General features: G+C 66.0%; 22 protein-coding genes. 3 read left to right on the plus strand and 19 right to left on the minus strand.

What is annotated here, in order from left to right:
* Nucleotides 1-10: 10 nt before the first annotated feature.
* From MY55_RS21550 to lysC, 10 genes are all read right to left on the minus strand, one after another.
* Entirely contained in the window at nucleotides 11-1591 is a 1581-nt protein-coding gene (locus MY55_RS21550) for a phage tail protein (protein ID WP_065203024.1), read from the minus strand.
* Nucleotides 1592-2152 (minus strand): phage tail protein I, encoded by a 561-nt coding sequence (locus MY55_RS21555; protein WP_065203025.1) that lies wholly within the window; start codon nucleotides 2150-2152, stop codon nucleotides 1592-1594.
* The gene (locus MY55_RS21560) at nucleotides 2149-3039 is read right to left on the minus strand and encodes a baseplate assembly protein (protein WP_065203026.1); all 891 of its coding nucleotides are present in this window, start codon (nucleotides 3037-3039) and stop codon (nucleotides 2149-2151) included. The genes MY55_RS21555 and MY55_RS21560 overlap by 4 nt, the downstream gene beginning before the upstream one ends.
* 4 nt (nucleotides 3040-3043) lie before the next feature.
* On the minus strand, nucleotides 3044-3400 hold the full coding sequence (locus MY55_RS21565) for a GPW/gp25 family protein (protein ID WP_065203027.1): 357 nt from the start codon (nucleotides 3398-3400) through the stop codon (nucleotides 3044-3046).
* Nucleotides 3397-4068 (minus strand): phage baseplate assembly protein V, encoded by a 672-nt coding sequence (locus MY55_RS21570; protein WP_065203028.1) that lies wholly within the window; start codon nucleotides 4066-4068, stop codon nucleotides 3397-3399. Before MY55_RS21570 ends, MY55_RS21565 begins: the two co-directional genes overlap by 4 nt.
* A gap of 73 nt (nucleotides 4069-4141) precedes the next feature.
* On the minus strand, nucleotides 4142-4861 hold the full coding sequence (locus tag MY55_RS21575) for a DNA-methyltransferase (RefSeq protein WP_052941724.1): 720 nt from the start codon (nucleotides 4859-4861) through the stop codon (nucleotides 4142-4144).
* Between the two features lie 39 nt (nucleotides 4862-4900).
* Entirely contained in the window at nucleotides 4901-5347 is a 447-nt protein-coding gene (locus tag MY55_RS21580; protein ID WP_047258429.1) for a phage virion morphogenesis protein, read from the minus strand.
* Nucleotides 5344-5802: a phage tail protein gene (locus MY55_RS21585; RefSeq protein ID WP_047258428.1), complete on the minus strand. Its 459-nt coding sequence runs from the start codon at nucleotides 5800-5802 to the stop codon at nucleotides 5344-5346. Before MY55_RS21585 ends, MY55_RS21580 begins: the two co-directional genes overlap by 4 nt.
* Nucleotides 5786-5992, minus strand: a complete 207-nt coding sequence (locus MY55_RS21590; RefSeq protein WP_047258427.1) for a TraR/DksA family transcriptional regulator — start codon at nucleotides 5990-5992, stop codon at nucleotides 5786-5788. Before MY55_RS21590 ends, MY55_RS21585 begins: the two co-directional genes overlap by 17 nt.
* The gene (lysC, locus tag MY55_RS24700; RefSeq protein ID WP_076098085.1) at nucleotides 5989-6240 is read right to left on the minus strand and encodes an Rz1-like lysis system protein LysC; all 252 of its coding nucleotides are present in this window, start codon (nucleotides 6238-6240) and stop codon (nucleotides 5989-5991) included. Before lysC ends, MY55_RS21590 begins: the two co-directional genes overlap by 4 nt.
* A gap of 169 nt (nucleotides 6241-6409) precedes the next feature.
* Between lysC and MY55_RS24705 the strand changes: the two genes are divergently transcribed.
* Complete coding sequence (locus tag MY55_RS24705) at nucleotides 6410-6577, plus strand: hypothetical protein (RefSeq protein ID WP_216595331.1); 168 nt, start codon at nucleotides 6410-6412, stop codon at nucleotides 6575-6577.
* On the opposite strand, the gene MY55_RS21600 is transcribed toward MY55_RS24705, so the two are convergent.
* The 8 genes from MY55_RS21600 to MY55_RS21635 all read right to left on the minus strand — a co-directional run bounded on the left by MY55_RS21600 (nucleotide 6547) and on the right by MY55_RS21635 (nucleotide 11352).
* On the minus strand, nucleotides 6547-7338 hold the full coding sequence (locus MY55_RS21600) for an N-acetylmuramidase domain-containing protein (protein ID WP_047258426.1): 792 nt from the start codon (nucleotides 7336-7338) through the stop codon (nucleotides 6547-6549). The two genes, MY55_RS24705 and MY55_RS21600, sit on opposite strands and share 31 nt — an antisense overlap.
* Nucleotides 7329-7640, minus strand: a complete 312-nt coding sequence (locus MY55_RS21605; protein ID WP_047238096.1) for a phage holin family protein — start codon at nucleotides 7638-7640, stop codon at nucleotides 7329-7331. Before MY55_RS21605 ends, MY55_RS21600 begins: the two co-directional genes overlap by 10 nt.
* Nucleotides 7637-8005 (minus strand): putative holin, encoded by a 369-nt coding sequence (locus MY55_RS21610; protein WP_047238095.1) that lies wholly within the window; start codon nucleotides 8003-8005, stop codon nucleotides 7637-7639. Before MY55_RS21610 ends, MY55_RS21605 begins: the two co-directional genes overlap by 4 nt.
* Before the next feature lie 2 nt (nucleotides 8006-8007).
* A complete protein-coding gene (locus MY55_RS21615) occupies nucleotides 8008-8223 on the minus strand; it encodes a tail protein X (protein WP_047238094.1) in 216 nt (71 codons plus the stop codon).
* Complete coding sequence (locus MY55_RS21620; protein WP_080962136.1) at nucleotides 8223-8705, minus strand: head completion/stabilization protein; 483 nt, start codon at nucleotides 8703-8705, stop codon at nucleotides 8223-8225. Before MY55_RS21620 ends, MY55_RS21615 begins: the two co-directional genes overlap by 1 nt.
* 96 nt (nucleotides 8706-8801) lie before the next feature.
* Nucleotides 8802-9476 (minus strand): phage terminase small subunit, encoded by a 675-nt coding sequence (gene gpM / locus MY55_RS21625; protein WP_065203029.1) that lies wholly within the window; start codon nucleotides 9474-9476, stop codon nucleotides 8802-8804.
* Nucleotides 9473-10507, minus strand: coding sequence for a phage major capsid protein, P2 family (locus tag MY55_RS21630; RefSeq protein ID WP_065203030.1), 1035 nt, complete (start codon nucleotides 10505-10507; stop codon nucleotides 9473-9475). The genes gpM and MY55_RS21630 overlap by 4 nt, the downstream gene beginning before the upstream one ends.
* Before the next feature lie 32 nt (nucleotides 10508-10539).
* Nucleotides 10540-11352, minus strand: coding sequence for a GPO family capsid scaffolding protein (locus MY55_RS21635; RefSeq protein WP_065203031.1), 813 nt, complete (start codon nucleotides 11350-11352; stop codon nucleotides 10540-10542).
* A gap of 148 nt (nucleotides 11353-11500) precedes the next feature.
* On the opposite strand from MY55_RS21635, the gene MY55_RS21640 reads away from it, so the two are divergent.
* Both MY55_RS21640 and MY55_RS21645 read left to right on the plus strand, forming a co-directional pair.
* Nucleotides 11501-13267 carry a terminase ATPase subunit family protein gene (locus MY55_RS21640; protein ID WP_047258424.1) on the plus strand — a complete coding sequence of 589 codons (1767 nt, stop codon included), beginning with the start codon at nucleotides 11501-11503 and terminating at the stop codon, nucleotides 13265-13267.
* Complete coding sequence (locus MY55_RS21645; RefSeq protein WP_047258423.1) at nucleotides 13267-14331, plus strand: phage portal protein; 1065 nt, start codon at nucleotides 13267-13269, stop codon at nucleotides 14329-14331. The genes MY55_RS21640 and MY55_RS21645 overlap by 1 nt, the downstream gene beginning before the upstream one ends.
* Nucleotides 14332-14389: 58 nt before the next feature.
* Here the strand turns inward: MY55_RS21645 and MY55_RS21650 are convergent, their stop codons facing one another.
* Complete coding sequence (locus MY55_RS21650) at nucleotides 14390-14743, minus strand: hypothetical protein (protein WP_047258422.1); 354 nt, start codon at nucleotides 14741-14743, stop codon at nucleotides 14390-14392.
* Nucleotides 14744-15115 lie beyond the last annotated feature (372 nt).

Genomic DNA, 15115 nt, shown 5'->3' on the forward strand with positions numbered 1-15115 from the left:
GGGGTTCTCCTCAGATTTTGATGCAGGCCAGGAGCGCGATATTTCGGGGGCGGGACTCACTGCCGCCGGAGCCATACGTGGCATAACGAAGCTGCCGGCCCGTGCCGAATTCGGTTAAAAATTCATTGGATGTGTGCCTGGCGCCGGCATCCAAGCCGGTGCCGCCGTTGTCGGTGCGCACGGTATCCCCACCCGTTGTCGAGCCGGGTGTCGGGATGGCGTGATCGTGCCAGAGGTTTTGAGACGCCTGGCCGGACCCGAACACACGGGAGGCATCGACGTTGCGCCCGGCATCCCAACCGCGGACGAACTCCCCTCGCAGGTCAGGGACGCCAAACGTAGTCCGGCCGTCGCCGGCTCCGAACCGGTCACCAATGGCAGCAAACAACGCGGCATAGGCAGTCCGCGAGACATCCTGAGCGCCGGCGCAGATGAGCCAGCCAGGCGGCGGCGTATCGCGGGCGAAATAGGCGATTTGACCAGGCGGCGTCGCGGCGGCAATGCCATCCTGAATGGCGGCCGCATCTGCCAGGCGCCGCCAGGGGTTCCATCGCCCCTGATAGCGGCAGCGGTGCCAAAATCCCCCATCGGCAAACGCCTGATAGGTGTGATAGACCATCTCGCCGGCCGCCCTCACGGTCAGTTGGCCGGCCTGCGGGCAGGGCCAGTTCTTGCCCTTGCTGGCATTGTCGTTGGCGGGGTTGTGGTAGATGCCGCTGGCGATTAAGGTGTCCAGATCCACCGGCGCCGCGATATCCGCCTGCAACGGCAGCGCGTCGGTGATGCCATAGCCTGCCAGTGTAGTGGCCTTGTCGGCTTTGTTTGCAACTTGGCCCGCCTGATCGCTTACCACCGATGCCGCCGCAAATTTCTCATGTAGCCATCCGTACTTTTTGGAGTAAATCTCCCCGCTGGCGCCTACCGCCAGGGCTTCGATATTGTCGATTTTCAGCATGAGCTTGGACGATCCGCTTCCCGGTCGGCTGCTTTGTGCGGCAAACAACCCCGTATCGCCATCTTCGTCAAACGCAAAACCAGCGGTCGCAGTGTCGCCGCCCAAATCGGCGGGGTCTCCCTTATTGGCTCGGAATGCCGCCCCCCATACGCGCTTTGCCGGGTCGCGCCAGGCCGTATCTGTAATGCCATAGCCCTCCATTGTTGATGGCCGGCCGGTGATCTTGCCCCAGTCCAGCGCCGGCACGTCGGCTGCCGCCATCTGCCGGCCGGCGATGACGCGGCCCTTGGCATCGACCGTCACCATGCCATAGCTGCCGGCGCCGACGCCGGTATTGGCCAGCGTCAGCGCGCCGCTGGCATTGCCGCTGCCGTCGAACGTCACGGACCATGCGCCATCGCCCGTCATGGCCAAGTTGCGCGGCGAGGCCAGGCGGTCGGCGCGCTCGGCGCTTTTGGCTGCCAGCGCGCCGGATACCAGGTCGTCGATTCGTTTCTTGAGAAACCCCGTCCGCTCTACCAACTGCTCAGCCTGGCGGTTCGAGATGCCACCCGCGCCGGCCCTGACGCGGTCGGTCAATTCCAGTTGGTAAACGGGGGGGAACTTCGGCTCGGCCGGTTCTTTCAGGTCTGCCATTTATGCCACTCCGAATGTGTAGCCGCCATCGTAGGCGGCCATGTCGTTGTAAATCAGTTCCGCGCCGCCGAAGTCCAGCCCCCACAACAGGCAGCGGGCCGGGGCGATGTCGGCCAGCAGCGCGCGGGCGGCGGCGGCCTGCTCGACGCTCAGCAGCTTGTCGATGCGGACGCGGTATTCCGCCCAGCCGTCCGGGTCGCCGTAGCTGGCGAAACCGTCGTAGGCCACCGTGTTGTCGTAGCGGTAGCCGCCTGTCCCTTCATCAATCTGCACTTCGCCCAGGCCCAGGTCGCGGAACACCTGGCGCACGGCGGAAAGCGTTCCCTTGCGGCGGTGCACATCGACCGACGACGCCACCAGCGCGCGGCGTTCCTCCTCTGTCCGGGCCGCATCGAATTGTTCGACGCTGCGCTCCCAGGCCAGCCACGGCAGCAGCGCCGGCGGGCAGCGCGCGCTGTCGGCCAGGCCGCGCAATGCGGTCGTGTTCAGGTCCAGCGCCAGCATGTCGGCCAGCGCGGCTTCCAGCGGCGTGCGATTGGGGGGCAGCAGCTGGCGGCTCATGCGGGCGTCACCATGATGGATGCGCAGTCGGGATAGCGGCCGACCTGGCCCAGCACATCGGCGGCCGGGCTGACGATGGCGACGCGCTCCACGCCGTCCACATGCAGCGCGGCGTCTATCGCAGAGCGCGGCACGCCGCCACCAATGCGGCGGCGCGCGGCCAGCATCTTGGCCAGGCGCTGCGCGGCGCCGGCCGCGCCGCCGCTGAGCGCTTCGCCGCCTGGCTGGTAGGTGATGTCGGCGCGGATGTCGAATGCCAGCGGCGTGGCGGCGGCCGTGGTGACGGTGTCGCACAGCGGGCGGATGGTTTCCGCGTTGAGCGCGGCGGCCACGGTATCCAGCAGCGCCTGGCTGGCCATGCCGTCGCGGCCCAGCAGCCAGACCCGCACCTGGCCCGGCGCCGGGCTGTCGATATCGACATCGGCCACGTCGGCCGACGCGCTCAGCGCGTGAAAGCGGTACGCGCCGCGCGGGCCGCCGGCGGCCAGTCCTTCCAGCGCCATCTGGGCGCGATAGCGCAGGCGCGCATCCGTTTCCCATTCCGCCGAGGTCGGCGGCGTGGTGGTGGGGTCTGCCGGGCGCACCAGCAAGCGCCGCACGCCGTAGTCGGCGGCGCGGTGGTCCAGATCGGATTTCTCCGCGTAGGCGAGCATGGACGCCTTGGCGGCGTCGTTGATGCGCTGGCGCGCGGTCAACTCGATGTAGGCGGCCAGCTGGCTCAGCATCGTCACCGGTTCGCTATCCAGTTGCAGCGCCGCGGCGATGGCGGCGCGCATGTCTGCCGGCACGGCCGCCAGCAGCTTGGCCTTCTTTTGCTCGAACAGGGTTTCATAGTCCAGCGGCTCGATGACGGCCGGCGGCGGCAGCGCGGCAAGGTCAATCGTCATGGCGTTAGCTCCTGATAGGGATGTCATAAGCCAGCGGCTTGCCGCTGTCGCGGCGGCGGCCGGCTATGTGGATGGTCAGCGCGCCGGCGGCATCGCCCTGGCCCACCATCAGTCGGATGGCGGACAGCTCGATGCGCGGCTCCCAGGCGGCCACCGCCATGACGCTGGCCGCCATGGCCTGCATGCGGGTTCGGCCGTTGAGCGGCTGGTCCATCAGCTCCGGCAGCAGCGAGCCAAATTCGCGGCGCTGGATGCGCGAGCCGCGCGGCGTGGTCAGGATGCGGGCAATGGATTGGCGGATGTGGTCGGCGTCGCTGATGGCGTGGCCGGTTTGCGGGTTCATGCCGGTATAGCTGCTCATTGGGGCTTTCCTACATTGCCGCCGTGCGGGTCGGGGTGGGTGTGGCTGTGCAGTGTCACGCCGTTGGACGACAACGCGCCGCCGCTATGGGTGATGGTGCCGCTGATGGTGGTGGACGCGCCGCCGGCGCCGCCCGATCCCGCCATGCCGGCGAGGTAGCTGAACAGGCCCGCTATGGTGGCCTTCGCCTTGGCCAGCACATCGCCCAGCACGATCAGCCGGCCGTTGATGGTGACGTTGCCGGTAAACAGCGACTCGGGACAATCCACGGTGACGCGCTGCGCCGCCTGCACCTGGGCAGTTTGAACGCCGGTGACGGACAGGGCGCCGGTGGCATGGTTGTAGAGGATGCGGGCGCCGTCCGGGTAGACGCGCAGATGCTCGTCCGGGCTGCTGCTGGGCGCGTCGAACTGGTCGGAATAGATGGCCAGCAGCGCGAAGCCGCCGGCCGGGTCGCCGCTGGGGCAGAGCAGCACAACCTGTTCGCCCACGGTGGGCGGGTTCCACTCCCGCGTTTCGCCGGCGCGGCCGACGCTCCAGGGCAGCCAGTTGCTGGCCAGCTCGCCGCTTTTGACGCGGACGCGGCGGGCGTCGTGGTCCACTTCGGCGATGGTGCCGTAGCGAATCAGCGATTCAATGCGTCGAATGAGGTCTGCGATATCGTCCATGCCGGCCAGTTTGCACAGGCCGGCGTGGGGTGTCGCGCGGTGGGTGTTGTGCCGCTTCGCCGCACAACACCCGCTATGCCGCAAGCGGCTGGCCATCCTCCAATGCCAGTTGCGCTTGATGGTAGATATCCGGTTCCAGCTCGCAGCCGGTGGCGGATAGGCCAAGATTGCGCGCGGCCACCAGCGTGGCGCCGCCGCCGGCGAACGGGTCTAGCACATGGCCGCCATTGCCGGCCAGTTTGCATAGTTCCTCCATCACGGCCACCGGCTTGGCTGTGATGTGGTAGGTCTTGGTCGGCTTGCGTCCTTGAAAAACGCCGGGTAGGTAGATATCCGCCTTGCGCATCTTGCCCTTACTGGCCCACACGATGAATTCAGCCTGCTGTTTCATCCCGCCTTGGCGCGGTCTGGCGCCACCGTTGGTTTTATCCCAGGCCGCCACGCCTTGCCAGATGAAGCCGGCCATCTGCATTGCATCAGTCAGGGTGGGCAGCTGTCGCCAATCGATGAAGACGGCGATCAGGTGGCCATCCTTCAGCACGCGGTGACATTCGGTCAGCCACTCCACGCACCATCTGCACCAGCTGCGCTGGTCTTTGTTGTCGTGGGCGAATTGGTGCGTGGCTCGCTGAACATCATTGCCCAGGTATTTGGTGGCCGGCGGTTGCTGTCGCGTGCCTACATGCAGGCCACCAGAGGAATACGGAGGGTCGGTCAGGATCAGTTCAAAGTGATTGGCGGGGAGGGTCGGGAGAAAACGCAGACAATCGGCGTTGTGCAGCTGGATGGACATGAAGTTCCTTGTGTTGCGGGTGTTACGGGTATGGCGGTGTTACTTGGCGAGGTGATCCAACACCTTGGAATGGATCAGCTCGAAATCAGGTTGGCTCAGCCCCAGCAGTTCGCGTGCCGGGTATTGCGCTTCGCGGGTGGTATGGCGGCTGATGCGGTCGCGTAGGCCGTATTGATGGACGCGGGCGATGCGTTCCACCTGGCGCAGAAAGCCGACCTCCACGCCGCCGACGCTGGCCTCGATCTTGAGCCAGCGCGCGCCGCGCAGCTTGGTGAACATCTGGCTGCGGATACGGCCCTTTTGCTCGCGGTATTGCGGCCGGCGCGGCGCGAAGCCGCTGCCGTCCGGGTTCTGCTGGGCGGCGATGCGCTTTTGCTGGCTCTGCCGCAGCGCGTGGCCGATTTCGCGGGCCAGGCTGCGGCGGGCGCCGGTGTCCAACTGGTGGATCAGCGCGCCCAGCTCGGCGTCCAGGCGGGCCAGGCTCATGGCTGCGCCTCGGCGACAATGACCAGCCGGCCGGCCATTGCGTCGCCTTCCCACGGCGCGGGCGGCTCGCCATAGTGGGTGGCGGTGATGTTGCCATCCTCGCCGACTTCCACGCGCACGCCTTCGGACAGTTGCAGGGTGAACTGCACATCCACGGTGGTGGCGCTGATCCATTCCACCGCAAAGCGGAAACCCCGCTCCAGCGCCTCCGGGTTTTGCATGAGCGGCGGCTCGTTCTGCTCGATCCAGGCCCGCAGCGGGATGATGAGCTGGTCCAGGTGGCCGGCAAAGTCGATGACGGTGATTTTCAGCTTGTAGCGATAGCCGAAGTTCAGCCGGCCAGGCGCGGTGACGATGCCGCCATCCTCCACCAGCATGATGAGGCGGTCGGGGTTGTCACGCAGCTCGGGCAAAGCGGCCTCGATGGCGCGGCGCAGGTCAGCGGGCTTGTTCATGATCTTCCTGGCACTGCACGCAGCGGGTGCAGCCGGCGACGATGCGCTGGCGCGCTTCGGGTATCGGCTCGGCGCAATCTTCGCAGTGGCTCAGGCTGGCGCCGTGGGCGAGGTTGGCGAATTGGCGGGCGAGGGCTTCATCGCGCTGGCGTTGCTCCAGCGCCTGGGCGCGGTCGTAAAAGTCAGTCATGGCTGTTGGCATTGGATGATGTGGTCGATCTGCGCGGCGCAATCCTCAAGCGCCGCCCGGTGTTGTTGCCAGCTGTTGGCCAGCTGTTGGTTGGTCGTCGGCGCCAGCGCCGGCAGCGCGCAAGCCGTCACCGTCGGGCAGCGCTGGATCAGCAGCGGGCGCGGCGGCGCGGCCGGTGGTGTCGAACAGGCGGGCAACAGGGCCAGGGATAGCAGCGCTACCCCAGGCGACAGCGTCAGGCGTGGCATGGATGGCGGCCTCCAGTTTCGCCGCGGCGGCGGCGTGTTGACGGGATAGGGCGGACAGCTGGCCGGCCAGCTCGCGGCCGGCGGCGATCTGCAGCTTGATGTCGATATCCTGGGCGGCCAGCTGCTCGCCCTGGGCGCGGTTGCGTTCGGCCAGCGTGGCGGCGTCGCGTTGGGCGGCCACGAGGTCGGCCGCCTGGCGCTGAAGCAAGGCGTGCTGCTGCCAGAGGGCGAAGCCGGCCAGCAGCGTGGCGGCGATCAGGACGACGGCCAGGACGCGGCGGGCAAAAGTCAGCAGGGCGTCGGCGATCATGCGGCCAGCCTTTCCGCCCGCGCGTAGGCGGCGGCGAGCTTGGCGTCATAGAGGTTTTCGCGGTAGGCCGGGCCGTTGTAGAGCCGGGCCACATCCGCCCAACGCTTGGCTTGCAGGGCTTTCAACAATGCAGGCTCAGCCAGGATGAAGCGCACGAAGGCGTCGAGCTGGGCCGGCTCGCCGGATTCCATCGCCAAGCGCCATTCGGCGGCGCTGGCATAGCCCAGCCGCTGCCAGTGATAGCCCATGAGCTGGAATGCGCCCCAGCTGCAAGACTCGATGGCCAGCTGTTCGCCGCCCATGATGGCCAAGCTGGCGAAGCGCGCCCATTCGGCCGCGCCGCCGGCGTAGCCGCCGCGGGCCTTGTTGCAGACGGCCGGGTATTGCGCGGCCAGGCTGTCGGCCTGCTTGCCGGCGCGCTGATAGGCGACGTGGCGCTCCAGCAGGATGACGGGGCGGCCATCCGACAGAAAACCAGAGCCGCGCGACTCCACCGCATTGATGGCTTTGACGGCCGCCACCTCTACGCCCAGCCGCTCGGCGGCTTCCTGAAGGTCGGCTTCGCCCAGCTGACGACGCGGGCCGACTTGGCCCGCCAGCGCGGCCAGGGTTTTGCCGCCGGCGATGCCATCCACCACCAGGCCGGCGCGGCGCTGGAACGAGGCGACGGCGGCTTCGGTTGCGTCGCCATACCAGCCATCGACGGCCAGCTTGGCGCCCACGGCGACCAGCCGCTGCTGCAGCGCTTGCACTTCCAGGCCGTGCGCGCCTTTCTTCATCAGATCCATCTGGCTTTCCTCAGCAGGATGGCCAGCCGCGACTGGCGCGGGCCGGCGTTGCGGTACAGCTCCACCACGTTGCCGCGCTGGGCGATCAGCGCCAGCAATAGCGCCAGGTTGATGAACAGCTGCGGCAGCTCGGCCAGCTCCGGGCGGCCGAACAGGCGCAGCACCGCCACCGCGCCGGCGGCGACGGTGAGCAGGTAAGCCAGCAGGCTGGCCCACGGCCGGTGCTGGCTGGGGCCGCGCTGAAAGGCCAGCAGCACCAGGACGAGGAGGGCCGCGACGGCGGCATGTGCGAACGCGATCATTTGCCGCCCCCCTTCAGGTTGCGCAGGGCCGCGGCGGGGTCGTCCGCGCTTTTAATCAGCCATTGCAGCAATTTGACGGCGAGGGCGGCGGCCAGCATCGCGCAGACGCCGGGGCTGATATCGGCGATCAGCCAGCGCGCCAGCACGCCGGCCACGCTGACGGCAGCCAAGCAGCCGGCGATGAAGGACGCCACGAAAAATCCGGCCTTTTTGGCCAGGCTCAGGCTGTCCGAACTCAGCACGAACACGGCAGCGCCGGCGAAAGCGCCCAGCACGACAGCGGCGTCAATGCCTGGCGTCAGGGCCAGGCCGGCGATGGTGGCCAGCGTCGCGCTGGTGGCGGTACTGCTTACAGGTTCTGCCATGGTCAGTCCCATAGGTTGATGAGGGTTTTGGCTGTCGCGGGAGCCGCCGCGGGCAGGTCCGGCAACTGAACCAGCGTGCCGCTGGGCAAGACGACGCCCAGGTCGGCCAGGCCGGGGTTGTGTTGCAGCAGCCGCTCCACCATGCCGCGGGTTTGGCCGTAGACGCGCCAAGCGATGGCGTCCACGGTGTCGCCCTGAATGGCGCGAACGGCGCGCATCAGATCAACTCCACCGTGACGCGGCCGGCGCCCAGGATGGCGCGGATGGCGGCGCGGGCGTCGGCGCGCAGCTGGTCGGCGGTGTCGTCCAGATCGTCGGCGCGCTGGCGGCCGGCGCCGGTGGCGTCAAAACTCCGGTAGCGCTCGGCCAGGTCGGCCGCGGCGGTGGCGTAGATGGCCCGGCGCCAGCGCTGCACCAGGATGGACTCGCCGTCGATCTGCTCCGCCTCGATGTCGGCCAGCCGCTGCGCGCCGCTGGCCACGCGCCAGCCGAACAGCTCGCCATTGACGGCGGCGACGGCCTCCACCAGCGCGTGGCGCAGGCGGACGGCGGTGACGGTGCCGTCATAGCGCATCGCGGCGCGGAAATGGCCAGGCTCGACGTCCGGCCAGAAGCGGCTGGTCTGAATGGCTGGGCCATCACCCGGCGCCGGGGCGTTGGTGGGCGAGGCGTTGACGGTGTTGACGCTGTTGATCTGCATGGCGGCTTTCCTGATGGGGTGACGGTGGAGGGGGCTTCGGCCGTTGGCTTGCGCCTGGCGTCCACCCCCTGCCGTCAGTCGCGCGGGGTCGCTCGGTTACGCCTGGCCGCTGGTGGGCGGCGGGGCGCTGTTCTTGATGGTGCGTTCGATGCGCTCGATGTCCTTTTTGACGCCGACGGCGCCATGCAGCTGCTGGGCGCGGCGCAGATGCTCCAGCGCGGCGGCCGGCTCCGCTTCTGCCATGGCCAGGCCGGTTTCCTTGAGCAGCTTGGCGCGCACGGGGTCCGGCATATCGTGCTTGTCGGTCAGCTCGGAGGTGTAGGTCAGCGTCTGAAGCTCGAACGGCTGCTTGCCGTCGCGGGCGCGCTTGGCGGCGTCGGCGATTTCCTCGGCCACGGCCGTGGCCGTGGTGCGGCTGAACTGGTCCGGCAGCGGCAGGCCGTGGGGGAGCGCGTATTCGGCGATATCCAGCGCCCCGTTGTAGTCGCCGGCGTCGATGCGCCACATCAGGACCGTCATCAGCACGTCGTCGGGCTGGCCCTTGCCGCCTTGCAGCGCACCGTCCACCCAAGGGGCGTAATCGGGCAGGACTTCGCGCTTTACCGCCGCCTTGCCTTCCATGGACTGGACTTGCTTCAAGCGCCGCTTGTCCTCGGCCAGCTTGACCAGCATCAGCTCGTAGGCGGTGCAGTTGATGGGGCCGTCTTCCACGGCCAAGGCCGAAGCCTTGGCCGCGCTGGCCCGCTGGAAGTGGGCGCGGGCGTAGCTCATGCCGCGTTCACCATCTCGATGTTTTCCACCAGGCAGCCGGCCTCGTAGCGCTCCACCACGTAGGCTTCGTTGTTGCTCTCGTAGTTGGCCACTTGGTTGTAATCCGGCTCTTCGCGCAGGTGACGGCGGCGGCTGCCGCTCTGGTAGTAGATGGACAGATTGGACAGCGGGGTAATCAGCATCGCGCCGGCCGGGAAGTAGGGCACGGAAACAGGCGGCAGGCCGCCAACGCGCTTCTGGCTGATGACGACATCGGCCGCCATCTGTTCGCTGGGCTTGTTGTCCTGATTGACGATGGGGAAGTACTTGTCATGCAGCAGGTCGCGGCCCAGGACCACCACCAAGTCGGGATTGCCCGCCATGGCCGGGTCAATCAAACCCGCTACGGCATCCATCACCAGCGCGTCGAGGTTGGCGTAGTCGCCGCCCTTTTCCTTTGCCCCGATCATGACCTTGCCCGAACCCTTCTTCACTTCCGCCATCACGCGCTCCGGCGCATGTTCGCGGTATTGCTGCAGCCAGCCCTTGTTGACGTCTTGCAGCAGCGGAAACTTCTCGCGGTTGGTCTGTTCCGCCACACTGACGCCGTTGAAGCCGATCATCATGCGGTCCAGCGCCTGCTGCTTGACGATGACGTCGCGCAGCTTGGTCTGGAAGTCCGGGAACTTGGCCCAGGCGTCCAGCTGGACGAAGGGAATGGCGGTGTCGAACTCAGTGAATTCGCAGCGGTATTTATGGCTGTTCAGGTCGCCAAGGTTGCGCGGGCGGCGCGGGTTGGTCGGCGTCACTTTGGTGCGGCCGGCAACGGTGCCGAAGATGCCCAGGCCCAGCTTTTCGCCCTCCAGCTCATCCACGCCGTTGATGTTGATGCGGGACAGGAATTCGCTCGATTCCTGAATCCGGGTTTCCAGCTTCTGCTGGATGGTCGGCTGGACGCTGAAGGACTTTTCGACGGCGGCGGCGCTGACGCCGTTTAGCTTGGCGATCTGCTCCAGCAGCTGGGTGAACACGTTGCGGGTATCGGTTTTCATGCGGTATGGCTCCGGTAATGGGGGATGGCGGGTCAGCAGTCGGTGACGACTTCGGCGGCGGCGCCGGTGGCGGCGCTGCGGGGGGCGGTGGCGGATTCGCTGCTCAGTTTGGCCACCAGGGCGTCATGGTCGGTTTTGAGCTGGCCGTACTGCTCGCCCAGCTTTTTGAACTCGGCCGCGGTCGGCAGGCCGCTGAATTGCTCCAGCACGCCGGCCTGGCTTTCGGCGATGGTTTGCACGGCGGCGGACAGCTCGGCGGTGTCGGCGGTTTGGCGGCTGGAGAATTTGCCCAGCAAGCCCTTGATCTTGTCGCTGAAGCCGGCCAGCGCGCCGGCGTTGTCGTCTTCCAGCTCCAGGGTGAATTCGATGGCTTCGGAAAATAGGTTGTCCGGGTCAAACTTTCGCTTTGCCAGCGGGTTGCTCTTGGCTGTTGCGCTGAACTTCAGCATGTCGCAGCCCAGGCTGGCGGGATCGTCGGTGACGGCCAGGCCGACCAGATAGGCTTCGCCGGTGTCGGCAAACTTCGGGTTGATCTCGATGGATGAGTAAACTTTTTGGCGATCGTCGTTTGTCATTTTGACAAGATCGTCAGTCGGATCGATAACAGCGAACAGCGCCAGCTTGTCGTCTTCCACTTTTTCCGCGCTCAGCGCCAACACATCGCCATAGCGCTTGAATGGACTGTCCGGCGTATATCCCTTGATGTGTTCCATATTGACCCGTGCGCCGTATTTCTTCGGGTCGTAATTTTTTGCCATCTGCTCGATCCAGCTGCGCTCGATGTTGCGGCCGTCGGTGGTGGCGCCTTCGGTGGCGACACGGAATTTCTTTGCCTTGCTTGCCATGGTTTGCGGTCCTCGGTCGGGTGTCTGTCGTGGCGATGCGCCCATAATCCCGGCCGCGTGGGGCGGGGTCGAGCGGTGGCTGTTGTGTGGCGATCAGGCACAACCGGCAGGCGAAGAATTGCGCCAGACAAGCCGGCAGACTGCCGGCATGGATACCCAAACCCTTATTTCTGAACTCGATCTAGACCCGCGCCGGCTGGCCCGCGCCCTCTATTGGCAGGGCTGGCGCATCGCGCGCATTGCCGAACATGTCGGCGCGCGGCCGGCGACGGTGCATAGCTGGAAGCGGCGCGACGCCTGGGACGATTCCGACCCGGCCGACCGCATCGCGTCCACCATCGAAACGCGGATGCAGCAGCTGATTCTGAAGAAGGACAAGGAGGGGAAGGACTTCAAGGAAATCGACTTGCTCGGCCGCCAGGTGGAACGCCTGGCGCGGGTGGGCAAGTACAGCCAGACCGGCAAAGAGTCGGACCTGAACCCGAACATCGCCAACCGCAACGCCAAGCCCAAGCGCCAGCCGGAACGCAACCCGATTACCGATGAGCACAAGGCGCAGCTGGTGGCGGCCTTCCTCGATGGCATGTTCGACTACCAGAAGCACTGGTACAGGGCAGGGCAGCAAGAGCGCATCCGCGACATCCTGAAAAGCCGCCAGATCGGCGCCACCTACTATTTCGCGCATGAGGCGCTGATTACCGCGCTGGAGACCGGGCGCAATCAGATCTTCCTGTCCGCTTCCAAGGCCCAGGCTTTCCAGTTCCGGTCCTACATCTGCGATTTCGTGAAGGATGTCACCGGGGTGGAGCTGAAGGGCGAAGTCATCAAGCTGCCCAACGGCGCGGAGCTGTCATTCCTGGGGACGAACAGCCGCACCGCCCAGGGCCGCCACGGCGACTTGTATGTGGATGAATACTTCTGGATTCCGCGCTTTCTGGAGCTGCGCAAGCTGGCCAGCGGTATGGCCAGCCAGAAGATGTACCGCCAGACCTATTTCTCCACGCCATCCGCCATGTCCCATGAGGGTTACAAGGTGTGGACCGGCGAGCATTTCAACCGCGGCCGGCCCAAGGCGGAACACATCAAGCTCGACGTGTCGCACCAGGCATTGGCCGGCGGCGTGCGCGGGCCGGATGGCCGCTGGCGCCAGATCGTCACCATCATGGACGCGCTGGCCGGCGGCTGCGATCGGTTCGATCTGGATCAGCTGCGGCCGGAGTACAGCCCGGAAGAGTTCTTGCAGCTGTTCATGTGCCAGTTCATCGACGACGGCGCCAGCGTGTTTTCCTTCGCCGCGTTGCAGCGGGCGATGGTGGATGCCTGGGAGGTGTGGGACGACTTCAAGCCGTTCGCCGCGCGGCCGTTCGGCCATCGCCCGGTTTGGCTTGGCTATGACCCCAGCCACACCGGCGACAGTGCGGCGCTGGTGGTGCTGGCGCCGCCGGCCGTACCGGGCGGCAAATTCCGCATCTTGGAGCGGGCGCAGTTCAAAGGCATGGATTTTGCCAAGCAGGCCGACTTCATCCGCCAGCAGACCCAGCGCTACAACGTCGAATACATCGGCATCGACACGTCCGGCCTGGGGACGGGCGTCTATCAGCTGGTGAAGCAGTTCCGGCCGGACGCGGTGGCAATCAGCTACAGCGTCGAGGTGAAAACCCGTCTGGTGCTTAAAGCCTTGGACGTGATCAATAGCGGCCGCCTTGAGTACGACGCCAGCCACAACGACATCGCCGCGGCCTTCCTGTCGATCAAGAAAACCAGCACCCCCAGCGGGCGCGGCGTCACCTTCGCCGCCGGCCGCTCCGAAGAAACCAGCCACGCCGACCTGGCGTGGGCCACCATGCACGCCCTGGCGCACGAGCCGCTAGAGGGCGCGACTTCCACCAATACCAGCTTCATGGAGATTTTTTGATGGGCAAACCTCGCCGCAGCCACAACCATTCCCAAACCCCGGCCGCGCCGGCGGCGCCATCGGCTCCGGCCAGCACGCCGCTGGCGTTTTCCTTCGGCGAGCCAGTGCCGGTGCTGGACCGGCGCGAAATCATGGACCTGTTGCAGTGCGTGGACAATGGCCGCTGGTATGAGCCGCCGGTCAGCTGGGACGGCCTGGCGCGCAGCCTGCGCGCCAACGTCCATCACGCCAGTGCCTTGATGGTGAAGCGCAATGTGCTGGTCAGCACCTTCAAGCCGCATCGGCTGCTGAGCCGGTCGGCGTTTTCGGCCTGGCTGATGGATTATCTGGTCTTCGGCAATGCCTATTTGCAGGCCATCACCAATCGGCTGGGCGGCGTGATGGAGCTGAAGCCGGCGCGCGCCAAGTATGTGCGCCGCGCCAAAGACCTGGCCGGCTTCTGGTGGGTGCCGGGTTTCGACCAGGAGCAGCAATTGGCCGGCCAGGTGCTGCATCTGATGGACGCCGACATCAATCAGGAGGTGTACGGCCTGCCGGAATACCTGGCCGCGCTGCAATCGGCCTGGCTCAACGAGTCGGCTACGCTGTTCCGCCGCAAGTACTACCTGAACGGCTCGCACGCCGGCTTCATCCTGTACATGACGGACCCGGCCAACAATGAGCAGGACATCGACAACCTGCGCAAGGCGCTGCGCGACAGCAAGGGGCCAGGCAACTTCAAAAACCTGTTCATGTACGCGCCCAACGGCAAGAAGGATGGCTTGCAGCTGCTGCCGATCAGCGAGGTGACGGCCAAGGACGAGTTTCTGAACATCAAGAACGTGACGCGCGACGACGTGCTGGCCGCGCACCGGGTGCCGCCGCAGCTCTTGGGCGTGATCCCCGGCAACGCCGGCGGCTTCGGCGACGCGCCCAAGGCGGCTGGCGTGTTCTACGAAAACGAAATCAAGCCGCTGATGATGCGCTTGCAGGAGGTCAACGAGTGGGCGAAGCTGACGCTTGGACTCGGAGAGGACATTATCCAGTTTGGCGAGTATGCGCTGGCTGCCGCGGCGGCGGCCTGACTCGTCGCAAGCCTGAAGGACAAAGCCCCGCGGATGCGGGGCTTTTGCTTTGCCTACCTCAGCGAAAGGAAATCCCGCCCGGAGTGCCGGCGGCGGCGGCATCCAGAGAGTGGCGCAGCGCGGTGTCTAGGCACGGGATTTCGCGGAGTCGCGTTTTTGGCGATATACCCACGGCGCGGAATCTCTCGATGGCAATCTCCAGCTCTTGCACCACGATTAGTTGGCCGCCGACATATTGGTCGCGGCCTTCGTGTGGCGGCATAAGGTCGCGGGTTTGGTCGATGAACACCTCGCGGAACCGCCGCGTGATCTGCCGTGCCTCCAGCAATGTGGGCTGCCCTGATTTGAGCAGGCGTATTGCCAAGTCCAGCTCATCAGCCAGTAGCTCTATGGTGTACGGCGTGGATTCCATGTGGCTTCCCATTTTGAATTTGTACGAATTCAAATTAGACCACGCTCGACAGAATATCAATACTAGCCAGAACCATTGCGGCGGCATGAATGACACCGCGCCAGGTCGGCCAGCCCCCAGCGCGCGCCATCGAAGCCCCGCCTCGCCCCCGCGCTTCATGTGTGGGAAATCATGCATGCGCATGAACGGCCCGCAAACGCCCCAGGCGCGGCGCTCTCGCCCGCTGGTGGGGTGCCGGGCCTCATGCGCTTTCATGCGCGCTATGCATGCAGCAGCGGCAACGGCGACTGTCTCGAATAGGGAACACAATTAAGGCGGGGTGGTTTTGTGAGTGGTTTTGTTTTTACTTGATTGTTTTTAAACAAAATGGCA

This window comes from Chromobacterium subtsugae, from assembly GCF_001676875.1.
Lineage (GTDB): Bacteria > Pseudomonadota > Gammaproteobacteria > Burkholderiales > Chromobacteriaceae > Chromobacterium > Chromobacterium subtsugae.

What these genes read in the sequence shown, in the direction of transcription:
- MY55_RS21550 (WP_065203024.1), bottom strand. Translation starts at nt 1,591, where the DNA reads ATGGCAGACCTGAAAGAACCGGCCGAGCCGAAGTTCCCCCCCGTTTAC.
- MY55_RS21555 (WP_065203025.1), bottom strand. Translation starts at nt 2,152, where the DNA reads ATGAGCCGCCAGCTGCTGCCCCCCAATCGCACGCCGCTGGAAGCCGCG.
- MY55_RS21560 (WP_065203026.1), bottom strand. Translation starts at nt 3,039, where the DNA reads ATGACGATTGACCTTGCCGCGCTGCCGCCGCCGGCCGTCATCGAGCCG.
- MY55_RS21565 (WP_065203027.1), bottom strand. Translation starts at nt 3,400, where the DNA reads ATGAGCAGCTATACCGGCATGAACCCGCAAACCGGCCACGCCATCAGC.
- MY55_RS21570 (WP_065203028.1), bottom strand. Translation starts at nt 4,068, where the DNA reads ATGGACGATATCGCAGACCTCATTCGACGCATTGAATCGCTGATTCGC.
- MY55_RS21575 (WP_052941724.1), bottom strand. Translation starts at nt 4,861, where the DNA reads ATGTCCATCCAGCTGCACAACGCCGATTGTCTGCGTTTTCTCCCGACC.
- MY55_RS21580 (WP_047258429.1), bottom strand. Translation starts at nt 5,347, where the DNA reads ATGAGCCTGGCCCGCCTGGACGCCGAGCTGGGCGCGCTGATCCACCAG.
- MY55_RS21585 (WP_047258428.1), bottom strand. Translation starts at nt 5,802, where the DNA reads ATGAACAAGCCCGCTGACCTGCGCCGCGCCATCGAGGCCGCTTTGCCC.
- MY55_RS21590 (WP_047258427.1), bottom strand. Translation starts at nt 5,992, where the DNA reads ATGACTGACTTTTACGACCGCGCCCAGGCGCTGGAGCAACGCCAGCGC.
- lysC (WP_076098085.1), bottom strand. Translation starts at nt 6,240, where the DNA reads ATGCCACGCCTGACGCTGTCGCCTGGGGTAGCGCTGCTATCCCTGGCC.
- MY55_RS21600 (WP_047258426.1), bottom strand. Translation starts at nt 7,338, where the DNA reads ATGGATCTGATGAAGAAAGGCGCGCACGGCCTGGAAGTGCAAGCGCTG.
- MY55_RS21605 (WP_047238096.1), bottom strand. Translation starts at nt 7,640, where the DNA reads ATGATCGCGTTCGCACATGCCGCCGTCGCGGCCCTCCTCGTCCTGGTG.
- MY55_RS21610 (WP_047238095.1), bottom strand. Translation starts at nt 8,005, where the DNA reads ATGGCAGAACCTGTAAGCAGTACCGCCACCAGCGCGACGCTGGCCACC.
- MY55_RS21615 (WP_047238094.1), bottom strand. Translation starts at nt 8,223, where the DNA reads ATGCGCGCCGTTCGCGCCATTCAGGGCGACACCGTGGACGCCATCGCT.
- MY55_RS21620 (WP_080962136.1), bottom strand. Translation starts at nt 8,705, where the DNA reads ATGCAGATCAACAGCGTCAACACCGTCAACGCCTCGCCCACCAACGCC.
- gpM (WP_065203029.1), bottom strand. Translation starts at nt 9,476, where the DNA reads ATGAGCTACGCCCGCGCCCACTTCCAGCGGGCCAGCGCGGCCAAGGCT.
- MY55_RS21630 (WP_065203030.1), bottom strand. Translation starts at nt 10,507, where the DNA reads ATGAAAACCGATACCCGCAACGTGTTCACCCAGCTGCTGGAGCAGATC.
- MY55_RS21635 (WP_065203031.1), bottom strand. Translation starts at nt 11,352, where the DNA reads ATGGCAAGCAAGGCAAAGAAATTCCGTGTCGCCACCGAAGGCGCCACC.
- MY55_RS21640 (WP_047258424.1), top strand. Translation starts at nt 11,501, where the DNA reads ATGGATACCCAAACCCTTATTTCTGAACTCGATCTAGACCCGCGCCGG.
- MY55_RS21645 (WP_047258423.1), top strand. Translation starts at nt 13,267, where the DNA reads ATGGGCAAACCTCGCCGCAGCCACAACCATTCCCAAACCCCGGCCGCG.
- MY55_RS21650 (WP_047258422.1), bottom strand. Translation starts at nt 14,743, where the DNA reads ATGGAATCCACGCCGTACACCATAGAGCTACTGGCTGATGAGCTGGAC.